The sequence below is a fragment of the Arthrobacter sp. DMZ02-1R genome, assembly GCF_057747935.1.
Genome location: NZ_CM173230.1, coordinates 3,213,941 through 3,234,390, shown reverse-complemented (window position 1 = coordinate 3,234,390; position 20,450 = coordinate 3,213,941). Strand labels below are relative to the sequence as shown.

The window sequence follows — 20,450 nt, the reverse complement described above, 5'->3', positions numbered from 1 at the left end:
TGTAGCGTGAGCGTTGAGAAGAACACCCGGCCACTCGACGAAGGCATCGTCAAGGACTTCAGCTCACGCATGAGCTACGGCTCCTACCTGCAGCTTCCCTTGTTGCTCAGCGCGCAGCAACCTGTCAGCCAGCCGGAGCACCATGACGAACTCTTGTTCATCATCCAGCACCAGACCACAGAGCTTTGGCTGAAACTGGTCCTCCACGAGCTCCGCAGCGCCGCGACGTGGCTGCGCCAGGACGATCTTGGCTCCGCGCTCAAGGGCATCGCAAGGGTCAAGCACATCCAGAAGACCCTCACCGAGCAATGGTCGGTGCTGGCCACCCTGACTCCCACGGAATACTCGCAGTTCCGCGGTTTCCTGGGGAACGCCTCCGGCTTCCAGTCGAGCCAGTACCGCGCCGTCGAGTTCATCCTTGGCAATAAGAACGCCAAGATTCTGCCGGTGTTCGATTCGGATCCAGAATCGAAGGCCATGCTGGAGGAGCTCCTGCACGCGCCCAGTATCTACGACGAATTCCTGGCCTACCTTCACCGCCATGGCTACGACGTTCCGGAGTCCGTCCTGGACCGGGACGTCTCCCAGGCCCACCAGTTCGCCCCTGAGCTCTTGCCGCTCTTCAAGCACATCTATGAACATGCCGCAGACAACTGGGCGGCCTACGAGGCCTGCGAGGAACTGGTGGACCTTGAGGACAACTTCCAACTGTGGCGCTTCAGGCATTTGCGCACTGTCCAGCGGACCATCGGCATGAAGACCGGAACCGGAGGTTCAAGCGGAGTTTCATTCCTCCAGAAGGCACTTGACCTGACGTTCTTCCCCGAGCTGTTTGCCGTCCGTACTGAGATCGGGCAGTGACCGGAACCTGTCTTTGAGGAGGGTCAGACGGCAGCTTTCGACAAGATTGCCAGGCTGCCGGTAAACTGAGGGATGGATCCGGCTGCAGTCCGTGGCGGCTGGACCTGTTTTGTGTGCGGTCATTGGCACATCACAACCCGGCAGCGAGGCGCTGAATCGGGACGCACGGCACAACTCTAGGAGTTCACGTGGCACTTGAAGCCGCTGTTAAGCAGTCCATCATCGAGGCATACGCAACGTCCAAGGGCGACACTGGTTCGCCGGAGGTCCAGATTGCAGTCCTGACTCAGCGGATCAAGGATCTGACTGAGCACATGAAGGAGCACAAGCACGACTTCCACACCCAGCGCGGTCTGCTGGCTATGGTTGGTCGTCGCAAACGCATGCTGGGCTACCTCAAGAAGACTGACATTGCCCGCTACCGTGCGCTCATCGAGCGCCTCGGCCTGCGCCGCTAGTTTGACTTCGGGCGGCCCGATCCTCCGCGGACCGGGCCGCCTTTTCTCCATAACTAAATCCAACACTTAACAGGAGTTCAACCGCATCGCGCATTCGCGGTCCTCGGTAGTGATCCCCGGGAACAGCCTTCTGTGATGAAGGCGTAGCCCGTGGGTCTCGATCGATGACCGGGTGTCGTACAGGCCAGGAACAGACGCTGGCCTGGGTCGATGCGGACGAACTTCCGCTAAACCAAGAAACGGAGGTGACTCTCAATGGAGGGTCCCGAAATCCAGTTCTCAGAAGCCAACATCGACAATGGCCGCTTCGGCAGGCGTGTTATCCGCTTCGAAACCGGCCGCCTTGCCAAGCAGGCAGCCGGCGCAGCGATGGTCTACATCGACGAAGACACCGCCCTGCTGTCCGCAACCACCGCGGGCAAGTCCCCGCGTGAAGGCTTCGACTTCTTCCCGCTGACCGTCGACGTCGAAGAGCGCATGTACGCCGCCGGCCGCATCCCGGGCTCGTTCTTCCGCCGTGAAGGCCGCCCGTCCACCGAAGCCATCCTGGCTTGCCGCCTCATGGACCGCCCCCTGCGCCCAGCTTTCGTCAAGGGCCTGCGCAACGAGGTCCAGATCGTGGTCACCGTCCTGGCGATCAACCCGGACGAGCTCTACGACGTCGTGGCCATCAACGCCTCGTCCATGTCCACCCAGCTCTCCGGCCTCCCGTTCTCCGGCCCGATCGGCGGCGTCCGCGTTGCCCTCGTCGCCGACGAACAGGGTTCGCAGTGGGTTGCCTTCCCGAAGCACTCCCAGCTCGAAAACGCCGTCTTCAACATGGTTGTCGCCGGACGCATTGCCGGTGACGACGTCGCCATCATGATGGTTGAAGCCGAAGCCACGGACAACTCCTGGAACCTCATCAAGGAACAGGGCGCTACCGCTCCCACCGAAGAAGTTGTTTCCGAGGGTCTCGAAGCTGCCAAGCCGTTCATCAAGGCCCTGTGCGAGGCCCAGGCCGACCTGGCTGCCCGCGCCGCCAAGCCCACGGTTGAGTTCCCGATCTTCCTGGACTACCAGGACGACGTCTACGCCGCTGTCGAAGCCGCAGCCGCCGAAAAGCTTGCTGCTGTCTTCCAGATCGCCGACAAGCAGGACCGCGACAACGCCTCCGACGAGCTCAAGGACGAAGTCCTTGGCGCCCTCGTCGGCCAGTTCGAAGGCCGCGAGAAGGAGCTGTCCGCAGCCTTCCGCTCGCTGACCAAGCAGGTTGTGCGCCAGCGCATCCTCAAGGACCAGATCCGCATCGACGGCCGTGGCCTGACGGACATCCGCCAGCTGACTGCCGAGGTAGAGGTCCTGCCCCGCGTTCACGGTTCCGCCATCTTCGAACGCGGCGAAACCCAGATCATGGGTGTCACCACGCTGAACATGCTCAAGATGGAACAGCAGATCGACTCGCTGTCTCCCGTCACGCGCAAGCGCTACATGCACAACTACAACTTCCCGCCGTACTCCACGGGCGAGACCGGGCGCGTCGGCTCCCCGAAGCGCCGCGAGATCGGTCACGGCGCCCTTGCAGAGCGCGCCATCATGCCGGTGCTGCCGTCCCGCGAGGAATTCCCGTACGCCATCCGCCAGGTGTCTGAGGCCCTCAGCTCCAACGGTTCGACGTCGATGGGTTCCGTTTGTGCCTCCACACTGTCCCTGCTCAACGCAGGTGTGCCGCTGAAGGCAGCTGTTGCCGGTATCGCCATGGGCCTGGTTTCCGACCAGGTTGACGGTCAGACCCGCTACGCGGCCCTGACCGACATCCTCGGTGCCGAAGACGCTTTCGGCGACATGGACTTCAAGGTTGCCGGTACCTCTGAGTTCGTGACGGCTATCCAGCTGGACACCAAGCTCGACGGCATCCCGGCATCGGTATTGGCCGCCGCCCTGAAGCAGGCACGCGAAGCCCGCCTGCACATCCTGGATGTCATCAACGCCGCCATCGATACCCCGGACGAGCTCTCCGAGTTCGCACCGCGCGTGATCGCCGTCAACATTCCCGTTGACAAGATCGGCGAGGTCATCGGCCCCAAGGGCAAGATGATCAACCAGATCCAGGAAGACACCGGCGCCGACATCTCCATCGAGGACGACGGCACTGTCTACATCGGCGCCACCAACGGTCCGTCTGCCGAGGCAGCACGCGCCGCGATCAACGCCATTGCCAACCCGCAGATCCCGGAAATCGGTGAGCGTTACCTGGGCACGGTCGTCAAGACCACCACCTTTGGCGCGTTCGTTTCCCTGACCCCGGGCAAGGACGGTCTGCTGCACATCTCCGAGCTGCGCAAGCTGGCCAGCGGCAAGCGCGTGGACAACGTCGACGACGTCGTCTCCGTGGGACAGAAAATCCAGGTCGAGATCACCAAGATCGATGACCGCGGCAAGCTCTCGCTCTCCCCGGTTGTGGCCGAGGAAGAAGGCGCCGCCTCTGAGGAAGCTCCCGCCGAAGAAGCTGAAGTATCCGCAGAGTAGCCTGAACCGGCACTGCACGGGCAGGACCGGTGGACATGTCCACCGGTCCTGCCCGGTTTAACAACGAATTCCCGCCCAAGGGCGATGTGCCCGCTGGTACGATTGCAGCCAGATTTGGCACCCGCGATTTCCCACAGAACTGAAAGGTCTTGATGACTGTCGTACCCCTCCCTCTGGCGCAGACCGTGCCCGGCGGCGAACTGATCCATGGCACCGAAGGTGGCTCCGTTGTCCGGCGTTCGGTGCTACCGGGGGGCGTTCGCGTGCTCACCGAGGCCATGCCCGGGCAGCGCTCGGCAACCATCGGATTCTGGGTGGGGGTCGGTTCCCGCGACGAGGCAGACGGCCAGCACGGCTCCACCCACTTCCTGGAACATCTCTTGTTCAAGGGGACCAGGCGGCGTACGGCCCTCGAGATCGCTTCTGCTTTTGACGAGGTGGGCGGTGAATCGAACGCGGCCACAGCCAAGGAAAGCACTTGCTACTTTGCGCGGGTACTGGATACCGACCTGCCCATGGCCATCGACGTCATCGCCGACATGATTACCGGCGCGGTGCTGGATCCGGCGGAACTCGAGCAGGAACGCGACGTGATCCTTGAAGAAATCGCCATGGACAGCGATGACCCCACCGATGTGGCCCACGAAAAATTCGTGGCCGCGGTACTCGGCATTCACCCGCTGGGACGCCCGATCGGCGGCACCCCGGCTGCCATCAAGGCGGTGTCCCGCGCTTCCGTGTGGGAGCACTACCGCCGCTTCTACCGGCCTGACGAAATCGTCATCACCGCAGCAGGCGGGTTGGATCACGACGTCGTTTGCGGGCTGGTGCTCGATGCGTTGCGGACGGCCGGCTGGGAGCTGAAAGACGGCGCCGCGCCGGTTGATCGCCGTTCCACCGCAGGTGCGGATATCACGGGTACCTCCGGGCTCCATGTGGTCAAGCGCCCCGTGGAGCAGGCCAATATCATCATGGGCTGCCCCTCGATCGTTGCCACCGATGACCGTCGCTTTGTCATGAGCGTCCTGAACGCAGTCTTGGGTGGCGGGATGTCCTCGCGGCTCTTCCAGGAGATCCGCGAAAAACGCGGCCTCGTATATTCCACCTACTCCTTTGCCTCCGCCTACGCGGACGCAGGCTACTTCGGCATGTACGCCGGCTGCACGCCGTCGAAGGTCAAACAGGTTCTGGAACTTCTGGGCGCTGAACTCGACAAACTTGCTGCTGACGGGATCACGGACGAGGAATTGCGCAAGGCCGTAGGCCAATTGTGCGGCGGAATCGTCCTGGCCCTTGAGGACACAGGTTCCCGAATGTCCCGACTTGGCCGTGCCGAACTAGTCTCCGGCGAATTCCAGGACATTGACGAAACACTTCGCCGCATCAAAGCCGTCACCGCCGAGCAAGTGCAGGAGCTCGCCGTCGTGCTCGCCGCTGCCCCACGCACGGTGACGGTCGTCGGGCCTTTCGAGGAGACGGAGACTTTCGGCCTCTAAGGGACATGCCCCTCGTTGGAGCCTAGGAATGGACATATCCCTGACGCGAAAATTGTGTGGTCGCGGCTGTGGTCCCAGGGGGCGGCAGCGTGCGGGTTATGCGGTGTGCTGGAGCGGTTCGAGGGTGACCTGGTAGCCGAGACTTTCGAGTTGTTGGATGGCTCTTTCCTTGCTGCGTAGGGGCTGGCGCCGGGTGTAGTAGTCCGGGCCCGGATCGGCGTAGCATTCGCCGGTGTTGAGCATGTGCCAGATGGCGATGAGCATGGAATGCTCGACGGCGACGAGTGCTTTCATTGGCCCGCGCCGGGACTTGATGCGCCTGTATTTCGCGCCGAGATAGGTGGTCTGTGATCGGGCCACCGTCATTGCGGCCGTGCCCAGGACCCGTTTCAGGTAGCGGTTCCCGGGCCTGGTCTTGGTCGATTTGACCCGCCCGGCGGATTCGTTGGCCCCCGGCGCGGTGCCGGCCCAGGATGCCAGGTGCCCGGCCGTGGGGAAAACGGACATGTCCGCCCCGGTTTCGGCGATGATGACCTCGGCGGTTCGGCTGCTGATGCCCGGGATTGTCGCCAGCAGTTCCCGGGCAGCGCTAAAAGGCTGCATGAGCTCATCGATCCGCGCGTCGAGGGTGGCGATGTCCTTGCTGTGGGCATCGATCCGGTTCAGGAACAGCCGGGCCATGAACGCGTGGTGGGCGTTGAAGCGGCCCGTCAGCGCCTCCGTCAGCGCGGGGATCTTCCGTCGCATGCTCCGTTTCGCGAGATCGGCCAGCGCTGCCGGGTCGTTCTGGCCCTCAATCAGGGCCTGGAGCATTGCCCTGCCGGAGGCGCCGGTGATGTCTGTTGCGATCGAGGAGAGCTTGATTCCGGAGTCTTCCAGCATCTTCTCCAGCCGCTGGACTTCCCTGGACCTCTCGTCGGTGATGGCGGAGCGCGTCCGCGTCAAATCGCGAAGCTGGCGGATGTTTTCCGGTGGGACCAGGCAGCCGTGCAGGAGGCCGTGCGCGCCAAGCTGTGCCAGCCAGGCCGAGTCCGAAACATCGGTTTTGCGTCCGGGCAGGTTCCTTGCCTCTCTGGCATGCACCAGCTGAACGTTCAGTCCTTTGTCTTCGAGCAGGAAGTAGAACTGGCGCCAGTAATCCCCGGTCGCCTCCATCACGATCAGGGCCACGCCCTGGTCCAGCAAGTATTCGGCCAGCCGGTTGACCTCGTTCGTCATGGCCGTCCAGGTCGTGATCTCCTGGGTCGTTCTGCCGCCCTCGCTCGTGATGCGCACGCAGGCCTTCGCGTCCCGCTTGGAAACATCCAGTCCCGCACATCGTTGATAGAGAACATCCATCGCTTCACCATCCGTTTTGCCGTCGTTGAGCAGGAAGCATGGACCGGAAAGGAGAGCAAAAGAAGCAGAATTCTGACGCCCGTGCTGATGGCAACATTCCACGGTCCCCGCGGAAACGGGCTCTCCACCACCAGGCTGATATGCGGGCTCGCGGCACCACAGAGTTAGCAGGGTCGTTTCCGGAACACAGCAGCAGTATCAGCCCGCGCTACCTCCGGAACAAGACGGCTGGAACCCAAAGGAAGCTTCCGGGCGAATTTTCCCGTTCCACGGCGGGACGAGCGAAGCCGCCCCTGCATGGCTGATATGTCCATTCCTGGCTTGGAACAGGGGGCATGTCCCGTGGGGACGTCGGATACACCAGTGGGACATGCCCTCCGCTGGAGCCTAGGAGTGGACATAACCCTGGTATGTCCGTTCCTGGCTTGGAACAGGGGGCATGTCCCGTGGGAAGGCTGGACGCGCCTGCTCGATCGGGAACATGATGGTGACGTATCCATCGTCGATGCGCAGGAGTCACCATGAACGAGCCATTGAAGAGTCATGCAAACACTGCGCTGGAGGCGTTCCTGGGGCATTGGCGGGGGAGCACCGAGCTTGCCGCTTCTCCGTGGGGCCCGGCCCGGACCGCCGACGCCGAGGTCACCTTCGCACGCGCGGCCGGAGGATACGCCCTGGTGCAGAGCTACCGGCACGTCGAGCCTGACGGTACGCACTTCGAGGGGCACGGTGTGTTCACGGTTGACCCGGACCATGGAGACACCCTGTGGTACTACGTGGACAGCATGGGCCGGCCGCCGGAAGCACCGGCCCGTGGCCACTGGCAGGACGGCATGCTGAGGCTTGAGCGGCGTAGCCCTCGCGGGACCGCGAGACACACCTTCAAAGTGGATGGCGGGGTGCTGACGCACATGGCCGAACTCCGGCTCGGCGACGCCGCGACATTCAGCCCGTTCATGATCTCGGTCTGCAGGCGGGTCTAAGGCCGACGTCCAGCAAGTACAGTCCAGCAGGTACAGCAGTCAGAGCGTCCTGGCCTCCACGGATTCCACGATCCGGGTGGTTGGCGCGCCGTCGAGCGAGGTTGGCCGTCCAGGGCCGCTCCACACCTTTGTCCGCAAAGTGTTCAACATTGATTCAACTTGCTCCCGCTCGGCGAAATCAAGCTCGATCAGGACGCGCTGCGAATCGTCCACGGGCCTGAAGACCCTGTAGGAAACAACTCCGGAGCCAGCACGATCTGCCGGGTCCGAGTCGAATGACTGCTTCCATGCGGCGAAGTCGTTCACGGCGTGTTCGATCTGGAGGGTGTACATGGCTGTTCCTTTGCTGTTGCGCGGATAGGCACAGCGTAGGCTCCTTAGGCCTGGGTAACCACCCTTCGGCCTGGGTCGGCTCAGCCCCCGGCAAACGGCGGAAGGACGTCGACGACGTCGTCCGCACCGAGGGCGGCCGAACGGTCCCGGACCGCTACTTCATTGCGCAGGAAGCTACTGCGGGAAATAATCCGGGCCAGGGTGGGCGTCCCTGCCGGAGGTTCCGGACGTTCGACGGCCAGCAGGGCGGCGATGAGCCCGTCCAAGCTGGTTCCTTCCGGAAGATCGTGGTGTTCCTCTTCGACGCCTGCTGCGGCGCGTGCGGCAGCGAAGTAACGTACAAGCACAGTTTCAGCCTCCGATGGCGCTCATGCTGCGGTCCGGCTGGATGAAGTCGGGTGCGCCGAGGCCGGTGTGGTCCATGCCGTGCGCCTTGGGTTTGAGCCACATGGCGTCCTGCCAGCGTTGGGCGAGTTCGTCGTCGCTGGCCCCTTGCCGGAGCAAGCCGAGGAGATCGAATTCTTCGCGGGAGAACAGGCAGCTCATGATCTTGCCTTCGGCGGTGATCCTTGTACGCCGGCAATCGGAACAGAACGGCTCAGTGACCGAGGCGATAATACCGACGGTGCCCAGAACCGCTCCGTTGGCTTCGGCCGATGCCGGGTCCCGGCGTCGTACTTCGAATCGTTCGGCAGGTGCGCCGTCGCGTTCGCGAGGGTCCGGACTGAGCACGAAGTCCCGGGAGAGCAGTTCGCGGATCTCTGCGGCGGTGATCATGTTCCGCCGGGTCCAACCGTGATCGGCGTCCAGCGGCATTTGCTCGATGAAGCGCAGCTCATAGCGGCGGTCCAAAGCCCAGGCCAGGAGGTCCGGGGACTCGGCGTCGTTGATTCCCCGCATGAGCACGGCGTTGATCTTGACCGGTCCCAGGCCCGCGGCCCAGGCGGCATCCACGCCTGCAAGCACCTTGTCGAGGAAGGGGCGCCGGGTTAGCTTGGCGAATGTCTCTTCGTGCAGGGAATCGAGGGAGACGTTGATGCGTGTGAGCCCGGCTTCCTTGAGCGCGGCCGCCTTCTTGTCCAGGCCGACGCCGTTGGTCGTCATCGAGATCGGCAGATCAGGGTGTGCCTTCCGGAGGGCGGAGATGATGTCCAAGAGGTCAGCACGCACCAGGGGCTCGCCGCCGGTAAGGCGCAGTTCGCGGACCCCGAGTTGTTCCACGCCGATCCGCACTATCCGGACGATCTCGACGGCGGTCATGACGGCCTGTTTGGACAACCATTCGAGCCCTTCGGCGGGCATGCAATACGTGCACCGGAGGTTGCATTTGTCAGTCAAGGACAGGCGCATGTCAGTGGCCCGGCGTCCGTAGCGATCGAACAGGCCCACAGGGGTTCCGGCAGGGCGCGGCGGGGGCGCGGACACGTTGCTCCCTGTCCCATCGCCCGAAGCGGGCAACGGCATGCCTAGCTGAACACTCATGGATTCAGGCTACGCCAGGCAGGGCCCAAGCGTGATATCGCCCACTGGTCATGTTCGTCGGCCGCTCGCCGTGAAAGGCAGCGCAAAGCGTGAGTTCTTACGGAATACGTACGGTTGGCCCACGGGCGGCCGGATCAGGCACCACGGGCACATTGCGAATCTATGCTGAAGGTGTGAACATGCAGCCCGCCCCGCACGCTGCCGAACCTGGCAACCGCCGCATTCTCTTGGTCGAAGACGAACAGACCATCGCCGACGTCGTCCGGGACTATCTGGTCCAGGCAGGCTTCCAGGTCGATCTCGCGGGCGACGGCTTCACAGCCCTGAGCCTCGCAGCTGCCAGGCGACCTGATCTAGTCATCCTGGACCGCATGCTGCCTGGACTCGACGGGGTGGAAGTGTGCCGCAGGTTGCGGCTGGCCATGAGCGTTCCCATCATCATGGTCACCGCCCTCGGCACGGAGGACGACCGCATCCTGGGGCTGGAAACCGGAGCGGACGACTACGTCACCAAGCCCTTCTCACCGCGCGAACTGGTTCTCCGGGTGAAATCCGTGTTGCGCCGGAGCATCAAGGAATTCAGCCCGGAACCTCCCGTGGAACTTGCCGGCTTCGAATTGGATCCGGCCTCGCGCACGGTGCTCCATGATGGAAAGCCACTGACGTTGACGGTGCGCGAATTCGATTTGCTGGCTTTCCTGCTCCGCCGGCCCAACCAGGTATTCAGCCGTGAGGACCTCATCAAGGCGGTGTGGGGCTGGGACTTCGGGGATCTGTCCACCGTGACGGTACATGTACGCCGTTTGCGCGAAAAGATCGAGGACAACCCCACAACCCCGGTGCTTCTCAAGACTGTCTGGGGAGTCGGTTACCGCTTCGACGCCAAGGAAGGCGGACATGCAGGCATCTGAAATGTTCACGATCCTGGCCTTGATGCTCCTATGGGCTGTCTCCATCGGCACCTTGACCCTTGCCTTACTGCGTTTCCTGCGCGGCGCCTCGATCCTGGTGCAGATCTGTCTCGTGGTGGTCGCCACCGTTGGCGTTCTCGTGGCCGGAATGGTGAGCGCGTTCAACGCCATGTTCATTTCGACCAGGGACCTCGAAGTCATGTGGTACATCCTCGCGGTGGCCTCAGCCGTGGCAATTGCCATCTCCCTGGTCCTTGGCGCCGGCGTCTCCCGCAACGTCATCCGGCTCGTGGCCGCCACGCGCCGCCTCGGCAGCGGCGAAGCCCTCGACGGATCAGTCCTGCCACCGTCGGCATCGCGGCGAACCGCGCCGGCCATGGGCTCCGAGCTGGCCCAGCTCGCCCAGGAACTCGAAGCGAGCAGCCTCAAACTGGAGGAATCCCGGAGGCGGGAAGTGGCCGTCGAAACTGCCCGCCGTGAACTGGTCTCCTGGATCTCGCACGACCTCCGGACTCCCCTGGCGAGCATGCGGGCCATGGCCGAAGCACTGGAAGACGGCATGGTGGCCGACGTTCCCGCCTACTATCGCAAGATCATCGGGCAGACGGATCAAATGGCGGTGATGGTCAACGACCTCCTTGAACTGTCCAAAATCCAGGCGGGAACGCTCCGTCTGAGCGCGGAAGCCCTGGACCTCTACGACCTGGTGAGCGACGCCATCGCCGATCTTGCCCCGCTTGCCGCGCAACGCGGCATCCAGCTCGACGGCGGTGGCGACCGGGAGTGCATGGCTGTCGCGGATGGGCCCAGCTTGGGCAGGGCCGTCCGCAACGTGCTCCTGAACGCCATCGTCTACAGCCGGCCCGACGGCGAGGTCCGGGTTAGCGTCGGACGCGAAGGAAGCGACGCCGTCGTCGACGTCGCGGACAGTTGCGGGGGCATCGACGACGAAGATCTCGCACACGTTTTTGAAACCGGATGGCAAAAGGACCGCTCCAGGAACGCAGGAATGCGGTTCGAAGCAGGACAACCGCGCTACAGCGGAGCCGGTGTGGGCCTCAGCATGGTGGCAGGCATCGTCAAGGCCCATGGCGGCAGCGTCACCGTGGCGAATACCGGGGAGGGTTGCAGGTTCACTCTGCGCCTCCCCTCGGGAGCACAAGCAGCCGCATCCGACGCCGGCGCATACCCGATAGAAGCAGCTCCCGCTGAGACAATTCCGTCAGCGGGCACCAAACAGGCAGGCAAGTCATGAGCAGGACCACTCCGAAGGCAGAGAAACCCAGTACTAGGACGGCGGTCCGTTGGGCTGCAGCATGCGGCGTGGTGGCCATCGGGCTCGGGGTGGCCGCCGGAGAGTTGTTGGCCGGTTTCCTGAGCCCGACCGTCTCACCCGTCACAGCACTTGGTGGTGTGGTGATCGACGCCGTACCGGGTTGGGCCAAGGAACTGGCCGTCAGCCTTTTCGGCACCGCGGACAAAATCGCCCTGATCGTCAGCATCGCACTGGTGACGTTGGTCCTTGCTGCGCTTGCCGGCTTCCTGGAGTATCGGCGAAAGGGAGCGGGGCTCGTGCTCGCGTTGCTCGCCGGAGCCGCCGGATTGGCTGCCGTTTTGACCCGCGCCCAGGCGGCGCCCACCGCGGCCATCGCGCCGGTCGTAGCCACGATGGTCACCATGCTGTTCCTCCGCCTCCTAACCCAACGGCTCGAAACCTGGCGCCCCGGACCGGAGGCCAGCGACATGCCATTGGCGCGCCGGAGCTTCGTGCAATTGTTGGGCGGAACGGCGGTAGCAGCCGTGGTTGCGGGAATCGTGACGACCGTGGCGCGCAGGGCAGGATCCGTGGTTTCCGATTTCCGCCGCGGGGTTGCCCTGCCAGCGCCGGCGACGCCGGCCCAGAAGATCCCCGACGGCGCAGCGCTCACCTTGGCGGGACTCCAACCGCTCGTCACCCCGACCCCCGACTTCTACCGGATCGACACCGCCCTGATTCCCCCGGCCGTGAATCCACCGGAGTGGATCCTCAAGGTGACGGGTTTGGTGGAGCGCGAAGTCCAGCTGGATTTCGCCACCTTGTTGAGCAAACCGATGATCGAGCGCCACGTGACCATCGCCTGTGTATCCAACGAGGTCGGCGGAGGCCTGATCGGTAATGCCCTCTGGCTGGGCTGGCCCGTCCGCGAGCTCCTGGCCATGGCCGGGCCCAAACCCGGTGCGGACATGGTGCTGTCCCGCAGCACCGACGGCTGGACTGCCGGAACTCCCCTCGAAGCGCTCACCGACAATCGGGACGCCATCCTCGCCGTCGGAATGAATGGTGAACCCTTGCCGCTGGAACACGGCTTCCCGGTCCGCATGATCGTGCCCGGCCTTTATGGATATGTCTCGGCTACCAAATGGCTGACGGAGCTGAAAGTCACCCGCTTCGCGGACGACCAGGGCTACTGGACACCGCGCGGCTGGAGCGATCATGGACCCATCAAGACGCAGTCCCGCATCGACGTGCCGCGGGATGGCCACTCGGTCAAGGCCGGAATGATCCAGCTCGGCGGGGTCGCCTGGGCTCAACACCGCGGTGTCGCCAAGGTGGAGGTACGGGTAGACCGGGGCAATTGGCAGGAAGCCAAGCTCGCACCGGGAATCTCCACGGACACGTGGTACCAGTGGCAGCTAGGCCTTGAATTGGGTGTTGGAGGCCATGAGGTCCAGGTCCGTGCCACCGATGCTACCGGCACACCCCAGCCCGAAGCCCGCACTCCCGTGGCTCCCGACGGGGCCACTGGATTCCACACCATCCGGATCACCGTCAACTGACACTAGGCTGTGTAGGTCTGAGCGAAAACAATCGGGAGGAACACCGTGGCCAGATCCGTCGCAGCCCACCGCGAAGCTGTCAAGGAGCTTCTGTCTGGCCTTGCGCGCCAAGGAAGCACGGAAGAGTTGCCCTTGATGGCTGCGCTCGGCCGCGTCCTCGCCAATGATGTCCTGGCGCCGCTCAGCCTGCCGCCGTTCGCCAACTCCCAGATGGACGGATTTGCCGTTCGCTCGGCGGACCTCGCACCTCACTCAGGGAGCGACGTCGGAGCGGAGCTGACAGTCGTGGATCCAGTTCCGGCGGGCGCGTTCCCGGCGCGGCTAGTGCCCGGCACCGCGGCCCCCATCATGACCGGCGCCATGATGCCCGAGGGTGCCGACGCCGTCGTGCCCATCGAACAGGCTGTGCCTGATGTCTTCCCCGCGCCCGGGGTGGCAGCAACCGTCCGCCTCCCGACAACCGAGCTGGGAACGTTCGTCCGCGACGCCGGGAGCGACATCACCGAGGGGACCGTTGCCTTGCGGGCCGGAACTGTCCTTGGGCCCGGGCAGTTGGGGCTGCTCGCGGCCTTGGGAATGACCGCCGTCGAGGTCCGCACGCCGGTGCGCGTGCTCCTGGTGACTACGGGCGATGAAGTCGTGGAACCCGGCACGTCCCTGCCGGAGGGCAAGATCTACGATTCCAACGGAACCCTGCTGGAAGCCGCCATGGTGCAATCCGGTCTCCGGGTTACGCGGACGGGAATCAGCGGTGACGATCCTGCTGCCCTGAAAGAACTCCTGCACGCCCACCTCGGAGCAATCGACCTCATCGTGACCACAGGGGGAGTCAGCAAGGGCGCCTACGAAGTGGTGAGGCAGGCCATGAATGGCCAATCGGTCGAATTCGTGTCCGTGGCCATGCAGCCCGGCGGCCCCCAAGGGATCGGAACGTTCGACGGCGTGCCTCTCCTCGGTTTTCCCGGCAACCCGGTGAGCTGCCTTGTGTCCTTCGAAATGTTCCTTCGCCCCGCGCTCGCCGCCGTCGTGGGAATCCCGGCACTGCGGCCGAGCCTGCAGGCGCGCCTTACTGAGTCGCTTACCTCTCCCGCGGGAAAGCACCAGGTGCGCCGCGGAACCCTGCTTCCGGGTGGAACAGTCCGGCTGGAGGGCGGCGTCGGTTCCCATCTCATCCATGCGCTGGCCAACTCGAACGCGCTGGTCCAGGTTCCGGCGGACGTAACGGAACTCGACGCCGGGGCGGAAGTGGAAGTATGGATGTTGTGAATGACACTTCAGACTCCGCCGGCATGGTTGGCGGCCTTACGCATCTGCGCCAGGACGGAACGGCCCAAATGGTCGATGTCTCCGAGAAAGCCGTGACCACCCGCGAGGCTACCGCCACCGCCACCGTCCACAGCACCTCCGAGGTCCTTGCCCTGCTCGGCGCCGGTGAGCTTCCCAAGGGGGACGCCCTGGCCGTGGCGCGCGTTGCCGGGATCATGGCGGCCAAGAAGACCCCCGAACTCATCCCGCTGTGCCACCCGCTGCCGATTTCCAAGGTCACCGTGGACTTCGAACTCGGTCCGGACACAGTGGCGGTGCTCGCGACGGTCAAGACCAGGGGCGTCACCGGCGTGGAGATGGAAGCATTGACTGCGGCATCCGTGGCCGCGCTCAGCGTCTACGACATGATCAAGGCCGTGGACAAACATGCCGTGATCAGCGGCATCCAGGTGCTCGCCAAGAGTGGCGGAAAGAGCGGCGACTGGGCCCTTCCAAACTCGTCCGGAACGCCCAGTGAGGGGTCACGCGCATGAGCGCCTGCGAACCCCAGCGCGGCCCGCGGAAGGCCGGCGTTGTCATCGCGTCCAACCGCGCCGCGGCAGGAATCTACGAGGACAAGAGCGGCCCCGTGATCCTTGATTGGTTGGTCGAACACGGCTACGAGACCTTCCCCGTCATGGTGGTCCCGGACGGTGAGCCGGTCGGTGCCGCCATCCGTGCCCTGCTGACCCAGGAACCCGCCGTCGTGATTACCAGCGGCGGCACGGGCCTCAGCCCCGACGATCGCACTCCCGAAGTCACCCTGCCTTTGCTGGATCGCGAAATACCAGGGCTCATGGAGGGCATCCGCCGCGCCGGAGCGGCCAAAACGCCTATGGCCATGTTGAGCCGGGGGCATGCGGGCACTGCAGGCAAGACGTTCATCGTGAATCTGCCGGGTTCGCCGAAGGGCGTGATGGACGGGCTTGCCGTCCTTGATCCCGTCATCGCCCACCTGTGCGATCAGTTGGAGGGAAACCATGACCACTGAAACCGACTTCGAAGTAGTCAGCGCGATCCTCAGCGCTGAAGCGATTTCCGTGGATCAAGCCATCGCAGCCGTGGAATCCGACACGGCGGGAGCGGTGGTGAGCTTCAGCGGCGTGGTCCGCAACCACGACGGCGGCAAGCCCGTGGACAGGCTCAGCTACAGCGCCCATCCCACTGCCCATCAGGTCATGGCCGACGTCGTGGCGCAGCTCGTGGCGGAGCACTCGGGAGAGGCTGCCCAACCTGTCCGCATTTGGGCGGCCCACCGGATCGGCATGCTTGAGGTTGGCGAACCTGCGCTCGTTTGCGCGGTTGCCGCTGCACACCGCGGACAAGCCTTCGCTGTGTGCTCGGAGCTTGTGGACAGGATCAAGGCGCAGGTGCCCATCTGGAAGGAACAGTTCTTCAGCGACGGCACGGTCGAGTGGGTCGGGGCAGGGGAGTAGCTGCGCTTCCCGGCGACCCCGCGATGGGGCAGCCACCATCGAAAATTCCGGCGCGCTCCGCCCGGTAGGGTTAAGGGCATGACCGAACAACTTGCTGTTGCCGTGCTGGGCGCCCACGGGCGCATGGGTATCGAAGCCGTCAAGGCGGTGGAGGCAGCCGCAGACATGAAGCTTGTCGCGGCACTCGGACGCGGCGATTCCCTTGATGCACTGCTCGACGCCGGTGCCAAGTATGTTGTGGACCTCACCGTTCCGGACAGCACCGAAGCTAACGTCCGTTTCGCCGTGGAGCACGGTATGCACGCTGTTGTCGGCACCACCGGCTGGGACGCCGCACGGCTTGCCGCCTTGCGGGAGTTGCTTGCCGCGAACCCCGGCTCAGGGGTCCTGATCGCACCGAACTTCGCCCTCGGTTCCGTCCTCGCCTCCGCGTTCGCGGCCAAAGCCTCCAAATATTTTGAATCGGTCGAGATCGTCGAGCTTCACCACCCGAACAAGGTGGACGCGCCTTCGGGCACGGCCGTCCGTACGGCCCAGCTCATTGCGGCCACCCGCGAAGAAGCCGGCGTCCCGGTCAGCCCAGACGCTACGGCCACTGCCCTCGACGGTGCGCGCGGTTGCGACGTGGACGGTGTCCGCGTCCACAGCGTCCGCCTGCGCGGGCTCGTGGCGCATCAGGAAGTGCTGCTCGGTGGTCCGGGGGAGCAACTGACCATCCGCCACGATTCCTTCGACAGGGCTTCCTTCATGCCCGGCGTGCTGCTGGGACTGCGCAACGTTGCGGCCCACCCCGGGCTGACAGTCGGCCTGGACGGCTACCTGGACTTGGGGCTGTAGGCGCATGGGATCGCTCTGGAACGCATTCAGGAAGAACCGCACCAAGATCTGGGTGGGTGCTGTCACGCTGCTGCTGGTTCTCTACCTGGTGGTCACCTTCCAGCGTTCGATCCTGCTGCTCAGCGACCAGAACCTGGTAGCCAAGGGAATCGGCGCGGCCTACCTGGTGCTCCCCATCATCGGAGCCTGGGCGATGGTCCGCGAACTGCTCTTTGGCGCCCGCACCGAGAAAATGGCCAAGGTGCTCGAAGCCGAGGGCGGCCTGCCGGTGGACAACCTGCCGCGTACGCCCGGTGGGCGCATCGTCCGCGCCGCTGCGGACGCCGAGTTCGAGAAGTACCGCGTGGAGGCCGAGGCCGCGCCCGAGGACTGGCGCTCCTGGTTCCGGCTTAGCTGCGCCTACGATGCCGCCGGCGACCGCAAGCGTGCCAGGGAATCGATGCGCGACGCCGTACGCCTCTTCCGCGCCCAGCCCGCCGCGGCGGAGCAGTAGCCGCGGTCGGTCCGGACGGAAGAATCTTGTATTCGAATATATGTTCGAATACCATGGCTGCATGAACGATCCTTCGAAGCGGCCGAACGCGTACCCCCAAGGCCTGGACGGGCCTATGAAGGCGATGAGCCCGGGCGTCGTCGATTTCCTCTTCCGGCAACTCGTCGCGGGGGAGCCACCGGAAGATGTGCAGTGGCGGCGCGAGGGAACCGTTCTGGGCGATCAGCAACCGGGAGCCGAGCTTGCCAGGCGGCTTGCGGAGACTGACCTCGAATCGTTGACCCCTGTTGAACTGTTCGACTACGTGCGTGCCGCCCAGCGGCTTTGTGCGTGGGCGGACCGCATGCGGGAATCGGCGGTTGCCCGGTATTGCTCGCCGGAGACGGCTGCGAAGCCCGAGGGGAAGAATCCGGAAAGCCCAGCGACGTTCGGCAATCGCCATCGCGACGCTTCGGCTTGAGGCCTAGCTCCCATTTCGCTGAATTTGACGACAATCACGACGCCGCCATTCTCCTATCCTGCAGCTGACAGGGTAACGTTTTTCATATGTCTGACTCTCGTGCGAACGTTCCTGCTCTCGGTACCCTTCTGACCGCCATGGTCACCCCGTTCACCAAGGGCGGCGAAGTCGATTACAAGCAGGCAGCGGAACTGGCAGTCAAGCTGGTCGACGACGGCTGCGATGGCCTCGTTGTCACGGGAACAACCGGAGAGACGTCAACGCTCACGGATGCTGAAAACCTCGGCATGTTCCGCGCCGTGAAGGAAGCCGTCGGCGGTCGCGCCGCAATCATCGCGGGAACCGGGACCAATGACACCGCACACTCTGTGCACCTCTCCCAGGAAGCCGCGAAACTCGGCGTCGACGGCCTCCTGATCGTCACGCCGTACTACAACAAGCCGAGCCAGGCCGGCGTCCGGGCCCACTTCGAGACCATTGCGTCGGCCACCGAGCTGCCCGTCATGTTGTACGACATTCCCGGGCGTTCTTCCATTCAGATCGCACCAGAGACCATGATCGGTCTTGCCGCCCACCCCAACATCGTTGCGGTCAAGGATGCCAAAGCCGATTTCGCCGCCGCAACGCGCGTCATGGCCGAAACCGACCTCCTTTTCTACTCGGGGGACGATGGCCTGACTCTCCAGTGGATGGCCCTGGGCGCAGTCGGCCTGGTAGGCGTCACGACGCACGTCGTCACCCGCCGATTCCGCGAGCTGGTCGACGCCATCAATGCGAACGACCTCGGCACGGCGCGCAAGATCAATTTCGAACTGGAGCCTGTGGTCCGTGCAACCATGACCCGGGTCCAAGGCGCTGTCGCCGCCAAACAAATTCTTAAATGGCAGGGAGTCCTGCCCAACTCGGTTGTCCGTTTGCCCCTCGTGGAGCCGGACGCCGCCGAGATCGCAACCATCCGCGAGGACTTGGCGGAAGCTGGAATGGACTTCACTGTCTAGAAGGATTCCGCCGGAAAGTAGCCCACTATGACCCAAACCGCCCTTCCCGGACTTGCCACCCCGCCCAAACTTCCGCAGGGAACACTCCGGATTGTGCCCCTTGGGGGGCTCGGGGAGATTGGCCGCAACATGGCCGTTTTCGAAATCAACGGCAAGTTGCTGGTTGTCGACTGCGGCGTGCTCTTCCCTGAAGAGACACAGCCAGGTGTTGACCTCATCCTGCCCGATTTCTCGTACATCGAGGACAGGCTCGACGACGTCGTTGCCATCGTCCTGACGCACGGCCACGAAGACCACATCGGCGCTGTGCCGTACCTTCTGCGCCTGCGCCCGGACTTGCCCTTGGTCGGTTCCCAGCTGACGCTTGCCCTCATTGAGGCCAAGCTCCAGGAACACCGGATCAAGCCGTACACGCTCACGGTTGCCGAAGGGCAAGTGGAGCAGTTCGGGCCGTTCGAATGTGAATTCGTTGCAGTCAACCACTCGATTCCGGACGCCTTGGCTGTCTTCATCCGAACCGCAGGCGGCAATGTGCTGCACACAGGCGACTTCAAGATGGACCAGCTGCCCCTGGATGGCCGCATCACGGACCTGCGCCACTTCGCCCGCCTCGGCGAAGAAGGAGTGGACCTGTTCATGGCCGACTCCACCAACGCGGATGTCCCAGGCTTCACCACGGCCGAGAAGGAAATCGGTCCCACGCTGGACCGTCTGTTCGGCCAGGCCAAAAAGCGCATCATCGTTGCGTCCTTCTCCTCACACGTTCACCGTGTCCAGCAGGTCCTCGACGCCGCCGCCAAGCACGGCCGCAACGTCGCCTTTGTGGGCCGGTCGATGGTGCGCAATATGGCCATCGCGGCAAAGCTGGGCTACCTTGACGTCCCACCGGGAATCCTCGTGGACATCAAGAACATCGAAAAATTGGCCGACCACCGCGTAGTCCTGATGTCCACGGGCTCCCAGGGCGAGCCCATGGCAGCGCTGTCCCGCATGGCCAATGGCGACCACCGTGTAGTGGTCGGACAGGGCGACACAGTCATTCTGGCCTCAAGCCTCATCCCGGGCAACGAGAATGCCGTCTACCGGATCATCAACGGGCTGCTCAAACTCGGCGCCGACGTCGTCCACAAGGGCAACGCCAAGGTGCACGTTTCCGGCCACGCAGCCGCGGGCGAACTGCTCTACTGCTACAACATCCTCAAACCGCTGAACGCCATGCCCGTGCACGGCGAAACCCGCCACCTCATCGCCAACGGCAACCTGGCGGAGGACTCCGGCGTCCCCTCGGACCGCGTGATCCTCAGCGATAACGGCACGGTCATCGACCTCAGAGACCACAAGGCCAACGTGGTGGGCCAAGTTGAAGTGGGCTTCGTGTACGTTGACGGCTCCAGCGTGGGTGAAATCACCGACGCCGACCTCAAGGACCGGAGGATCCTCGGCGACGAGGGCTTCATCTCCGTCATCACCGTGATCAACCGCACAACCGGCAAGATTGTCTCAGGCCCGGAGATCCACGCCCGCGGCGTGGCCGAGGACGATTCGGTGTTCGATGAGATCATCCCCAAGATCAACGCGGCCCTTGAAGACGCAGTGCTCCACCACGCGGACCACACCAACCATCAGCTGCAGCAAGTGGTCCGTCGCGTGATCGGCACGTGGGTCAACCGCAAGCTTCGCCGGCGGCCCATGATCATCCCGTTGGTATTGGAGGCCTAGCTTCTCGAGGCATAG

At 64.0% G+C, this 20,450-nt stretch carries 21 protein-coding genes; 17 read left to right on the top strand and 4 right to left on the bottom strand.

Annotation, left to right across the window (positions count from 1 at the left end):
* The first annotated feature begins 6 nt into the window (after nt 1-6).
* The 4 genes from kynA (at nt 7) to AC3ANQ_RS15490 (ending at nt 5,323) form a co-directional block, all read left to right on the top strand.
* Nucleotides 7-861 (top strand): tryptophan 2,3-dioxygenase, encoded by an 855-nt coding sequence (kynA, locus tag AC3ANQ_RS15505; protein WP_488301860.1) that lies wholly within the window; start codon nt 7-9, stop codon nt 859-861.
* 188 nt (nt 862-1,049) lie between these two features.
* Nucleotides 1,050-1,319, top strand: coding sequence for a 30S ribosomal protein S15 (gene rpsO, locus AC3ANQ_RS15500; RefSeq protein WP_028266602.1), 270 nt, complete (start codon nt 1,050-1,052; stop codon nt 1,317-1,319).
* A gap of 255 nt (nt 1,320-1,574) precedes the next feature.
* Entirely contained in the window at nt 1,575-3,827 is a 2,253-nt protein-coding gene (locus AC3ANQ_RS15495; protein ID WP_488301859.1) for a polyribonucleotide nucleotidyltransferase, read from the top strand.
* A gap of 152 nt (nt 3,828-3,979) precedes the next feature.
* Nucleotides 3,980-5,323: a M16 family metallopeptidase gene (locus AC3ANQ_RS15490; RefSeq protein WP_488301858.1), complete on the top strand. Its 1,344-nt coding sequence runs from the start codon at nt 3,980-3,982 to the stop codon at nt 5,321-5,323.
* Nucleotides 5,324-5,419: 96 nt separating this feature from the next.
* On the opposite strand, the gene AC3ANQ_RS15485 is transcribed toward AC3ANQ_RS15490, so the two are convergent.
* Nucleotides 5,420-6,661 carry an IS110 family RNA-guided transposase gene (locus AC3ANQ_RS15485; protein ID WP_488301857.1) on the bottom strand — a complete coding sequence of 414 codons (1,242 nt, stop codon included), beginning with the start codon at nt 6,659-6,661 and terminating at the stop codon, nt 5,420-5,422.
* Nucleotides 6,662-7,182: 521 nt separating this feature from the next.
* Here AC3ANQ_RS15485 and AC3ANQ_RS15480 point away from each other — a divergent pair.
* Nucleotides 7,183-7,644 (top strand): DUF1579 family protein, encoded by a 462-nt coding sequence (locus tag AC3ANQ_RS15480; RefSeq protein ID WP_488301856.1) that lies wholly within the window; start codon nt 7,183-7,185, stop codon nt 7,642-7,644.
* A gap of 39 nt (nt 7,645-7,683) precedes the next feature.
* Here AC3ANQ_RS15480 and AC3ANQ_RS15475 read toward each other — a convergent pair whose 3' ends face one another.
* The 3 genes from AC3ANQ_RS15475 to moaA all read right to left on the bottom strand — a co-directional run bounded on the left by AC3ANQ_RS15475 (nt 7,684) and on the right by moaA (nt 9,459).
* Nucleotides 7,684-7,977, bottom strand: coding sequence for a hypothetical protein (locus AC3ANQ_RS15475; protein WP_488301855.1), 294 nt, complete (start codon nt 7,975-7,977; stop codon nt 7,684-7,686).
* Between the two features lie 80 nt (nt 7,978-8,057).
* Complete coding sequence (locus tag AC3ANQ_RS15470) at nt 8,058-8,324, bottom strand: MoaD/ThiS family protein (protein ID WP_488301854.1); 267 nt, start codon at nt 8,322-8,324, stop codon at nt 8,058-8,060.
* 4 nt (nt 8,325-8,328) lie between these two features.
* Complete coding sequence (gene moaA / locus AC3ANQ_RS15465) at nt 8,329-9,459, bottom strand: GTP 3',8-cyclase MoaA (RefSeq protein WP_488301853.1); 1,131 nt, start codon at nt 9,457-9,459, stop codon at nt 8,329-8,331.
* A gap of 179 nt (nt 9,460-9,638) precedes the next feature.
* Between moaA and AC3ANQ_RS15460 the strand changes: the two genes are divergently transcribed.
* The 12 genes from AC3ANQ_RS15460 (at nt 9,639) to AC3ANQ_RS15405 (ending at nt 20,435) form a co-directional block, all read left to right on the top strand.
* Nucleotides 9,639-10,370: a response regulator transcription factor gene (locus AC3ANQ_RS15460; protein WP_395802949.1), complete on the top strand. Its 732-nt coding sequence runs from the start codon at nt 9,639-9,641 to the stop codon at nt 10,368-10,370.
* The gene (locus tag AC3ANQ_RS15455) at nt 10,357-11,625 is read left to right on the top strand and encodes a sensor histidine kinase (RefSeq protein ID WP_488301852.1); all 1,269 of its coding nucleotides are present in this window, start codon (nt 10,357-10,359) and stop codon (nt 11,623-11,625) included. The genes AC3ANQ_RS15460 and AC3ANQ_RS15455 overlap by 14 nt, the downstream gene beginning before the upstream one ends.
* Complete coding sequence (locus AC3ANQ_RS15450) at nt 11,622-13,187, top strand: molybdopterin-dependent oxidoreductase (protein ID WP_488301851.1); 1,566 nt, start codon at nt 11,622-11,624, stop codon at nt 13,185-13,187. Before AC3ANQ_RS15455 ends, AC3ANQ_RS15450 begins: the two co-directional genes overlap by 4 nt.
* Nucleotides 13,188-13,232: 45 nt before the next feature.
* Nucleotides 13,233-14,453, top strand: a complete 1,221-nt coding sequence (locus AC3ANQ_RS15445; protein WP_488301850.1) for a molybdopterin molybdotransferase MoeA — start codon at nt 13,233-13,235, stop codon at nt 14,451-14,453.
* Nucleotides 14,441-14,986, top strand: coding sequence for a cyclic pyranopterin monophosphate synthase MoaC (gene moaC / locus AC3ANQ_RS15440; protein ID WP_488301849.1), 546 nt, complete (start codon nt 14,441-14,443; stop codon nt 14,984-14,986). The genes AC3ANQ_RS15445 and moaC overlap by 13 nt, the downstream gene beginning before the upstream one ends.
* Entirely contained in the window at nt 14,983-15,483 is a 501-nt protein-coding gene (locus AC3ANQ_RS15435; protein WP_488301848.1) for a MogA/MoaB family molybdenum cofactor biosynthesis protein, read from the top strand. The genes moaC and AC3ANQ_RS15435 overlap by 4 nt, the downstream gene beginning before the upstream one ends.
* Nucleotides 15,473-15,928 carry a molybdenum cofactor biosynthesis protein MoaE gene (locus AC3ANQ_RS15430; RefSeq protein WP_488301847.1) on the top strand — a complete coding sequence of 152 codons (456 nt, stop codon included), beginning with the start codon at nt 15,473-15,475 and terminating at the stop codon, nt 15,926-15,928. The genes AC3ANQ_RS15435 and AC3ANQ_RS15430 overlap by 11 nt, the downstream gene beginning before the upstream one ends.
* 78 nt (nt 15,929-16,006) lie before the next feature.
* Nucleotides 16,007-16,765 carry a 4-hydroxy-tetrahydrodipicolinate reductase gene (dapB, locus tag AC3ANQ_RS15425; protein WP_488301846.1) on the top strand — a complete coding sequence of 253 codons (759 nt, stop codon included), beginning with the start codon at nt 16,007-16,009 and terminating at the stop codon, nt 16,763-16,765.
* A 4-nt stretch (nt 16,766-16,769) separates the two neighbouring features.
* Complete coding sequence (locus tag AC3ANQ_RS15420) at nt 16,770-17,258, top strand: hypothetical protein (RefSeq protein WP_488301845.1); 489 nt, start codon at nt 16,770-16,772, stop codon at nt 17,256-17,258.
* Between the two features lie 61 nt (nt 17,259-17,319).
* Nucleotides 17,320-17,718, top strand: coding sequence for a hypothetical protein (locus AC3ANQ_RS15415; RefSeq protein WP_488301844.1), 399 nt, complete (start codon nt 17,320-17,322; stop codon nt 17,716-17,718).
* Nucleotides 17,719-17,804: 86 nt separating this feature from the next.
* Entirely contained in the window at nt 17,805-18,716 is a 912-nt protein-coding gene (dapA, locus tag AC3ANQ_RS15410; protein ID WP_488301843.1) for a 4-hydroxy-tetrahydrodipicolinate synthase, read from the top strand.
* A 27-nt stretch (nt 18,717-18,743) separates the two neighbouring features.
* Entirely contained in the window at nt 18,744-20,435 is a 1,692-nt protein-coding gene (locus AC3ANQ_RS15405) for a ribonuclease J (RefSeq protein ID WP_488301842.1), read from the top strand.
* Nucleotides 20,436-20,450 lie beyond the last annotated feature (15 nt).

What these genes read in the sequence shown, in the direction of transcription:
- moaC (WP_488301849.1), top strand. Translation starts at nt 14,441, where the DNA reads ATGGATGTTGTGAATGACACTTCAGACTCCGCCGGCATGGTTGGCGGC.
- AC3ANQ_RS15495 (WP_488301859.1), top strand. Translation starts at nt 1,575, where the DNA reads ATGGAGGGTCCCGAAATCCAGTTCTCAGAAGCCAACATCGACAATGGC.
- AC3ANQ_RS15450 (WP_488301851.1), top strand. Translation starts at nt 11,622, where the DNA reads ATGAGCAGGACCACTCCGAAGGCAGAGAAACCCAGTACTAGGACGGCG.
- moaA (WP_488301853.1), bottom strand. Translation starts at nt 9,459, where the DNA reads ATGAGTGTTCAGCTAGGCATGCCGTTGCCCGCTTCGGGCGATGGGACA.
- AC3ANQ_RS15480 (WP_488301856.1), top strand. Translation starts at nt 7,183, where the DNA reads ATGAACGAGCCATTGAAGAGTCATGCAAACACTGCGCTGGAGGCGTTC.
- AC3ANQ_RS15485 (WP_488301857.1), bottom strand. Translation starts at nt 6,661, where the DNA reads ATGGATGTTCTCTATCAACGATGTGCGGGACTGGATGTTTCCAAGCGG.
- dapB (WP_488301846.1), top strand. Translation starts at nt 16,007, where the DNA reads ATGACCGAACAACTTGCTGTTGCCGTGCTGGGCGCCCACGGGCGCATG.
- AC3ANQ_RS15460 (WP_395802949.1), top strand. Translation starts at nt 9,639, where the DNA reads ATGCAGCCCGCCCCGCACGCTGCCGAACCTGGCAACCGCCGCATTCTC.
- AC3ANQ_RS15405 (WP_488301842.1), top strand. Translation starts at nt 18,744, where the DNA reads ATGACCCAAACCGCCCTTCCCGGACTTGCCACCCCGCCCAAACTTCCG.
- AC3ANQ_RS15415 (WP_488301844.1), top strand. Translation starts at nt 17,320, where the DNA reads ATGAACGATCCTTCGAAGCGGCCGAACGCGTACCCCCAAGGCCTGGAC.
- dapA (WP_488301843.1), top strand. Translation starts at nt 17,805, where the DNA reads ATGTCTGACTCTCGTGCGAACGTTCCTGCTCTCGGTACCCTTCTGACC.
- AC3ANQ_RS15430 (WP_488301847.1), top strand. Translation starts at nt 15,473, where the DNA reads ATGACCACTGAAACCGACTTCGAAGTAGTCAGCGCGATCCTCAGCGCT.
- AC3ANQ_RS15475 (WP_488301855.1), bottom strand. Translation starts at nt 7,977, where the DNA reads ATGTACACCCTCCAGATCGAACACGCCGTGAACGACTTCGCCGCATGG.
- AC3ANQ_RS15435 (WP_488301848.1), top strand. Translation starts at nt 14,983, where the DNA reads ATGAGCGCCTGCGAACCCCAGCGCGGCCCGCGGAAGGCCGGCGTTGTC.
- AC3ANQ_RS15420 (WP_488301845.1), top strand. Translation starts at nt 16,770, where the DNA reads ATGGGATCGCTCTGGAACGCATTCAGGAAGAACCGCACCAAGATCTGG.
- AC3ANQ_RS15455 (WP_488301852.1), top strand. Translation starts at nt 10,357, where the DNA reads ATGCAGGCATCTGAAATGTTCACGATCCTGGCCTTGATGCTCCTATGG.
- AC3ANQ_RS15490 (WP_488301858.1), top strand. Translation starts at nt 3,980, where the DNA reads ATGACTGTCGTACCCCTCCCTCTGGCGCAGACCGTGCCCGGCGGCGAA.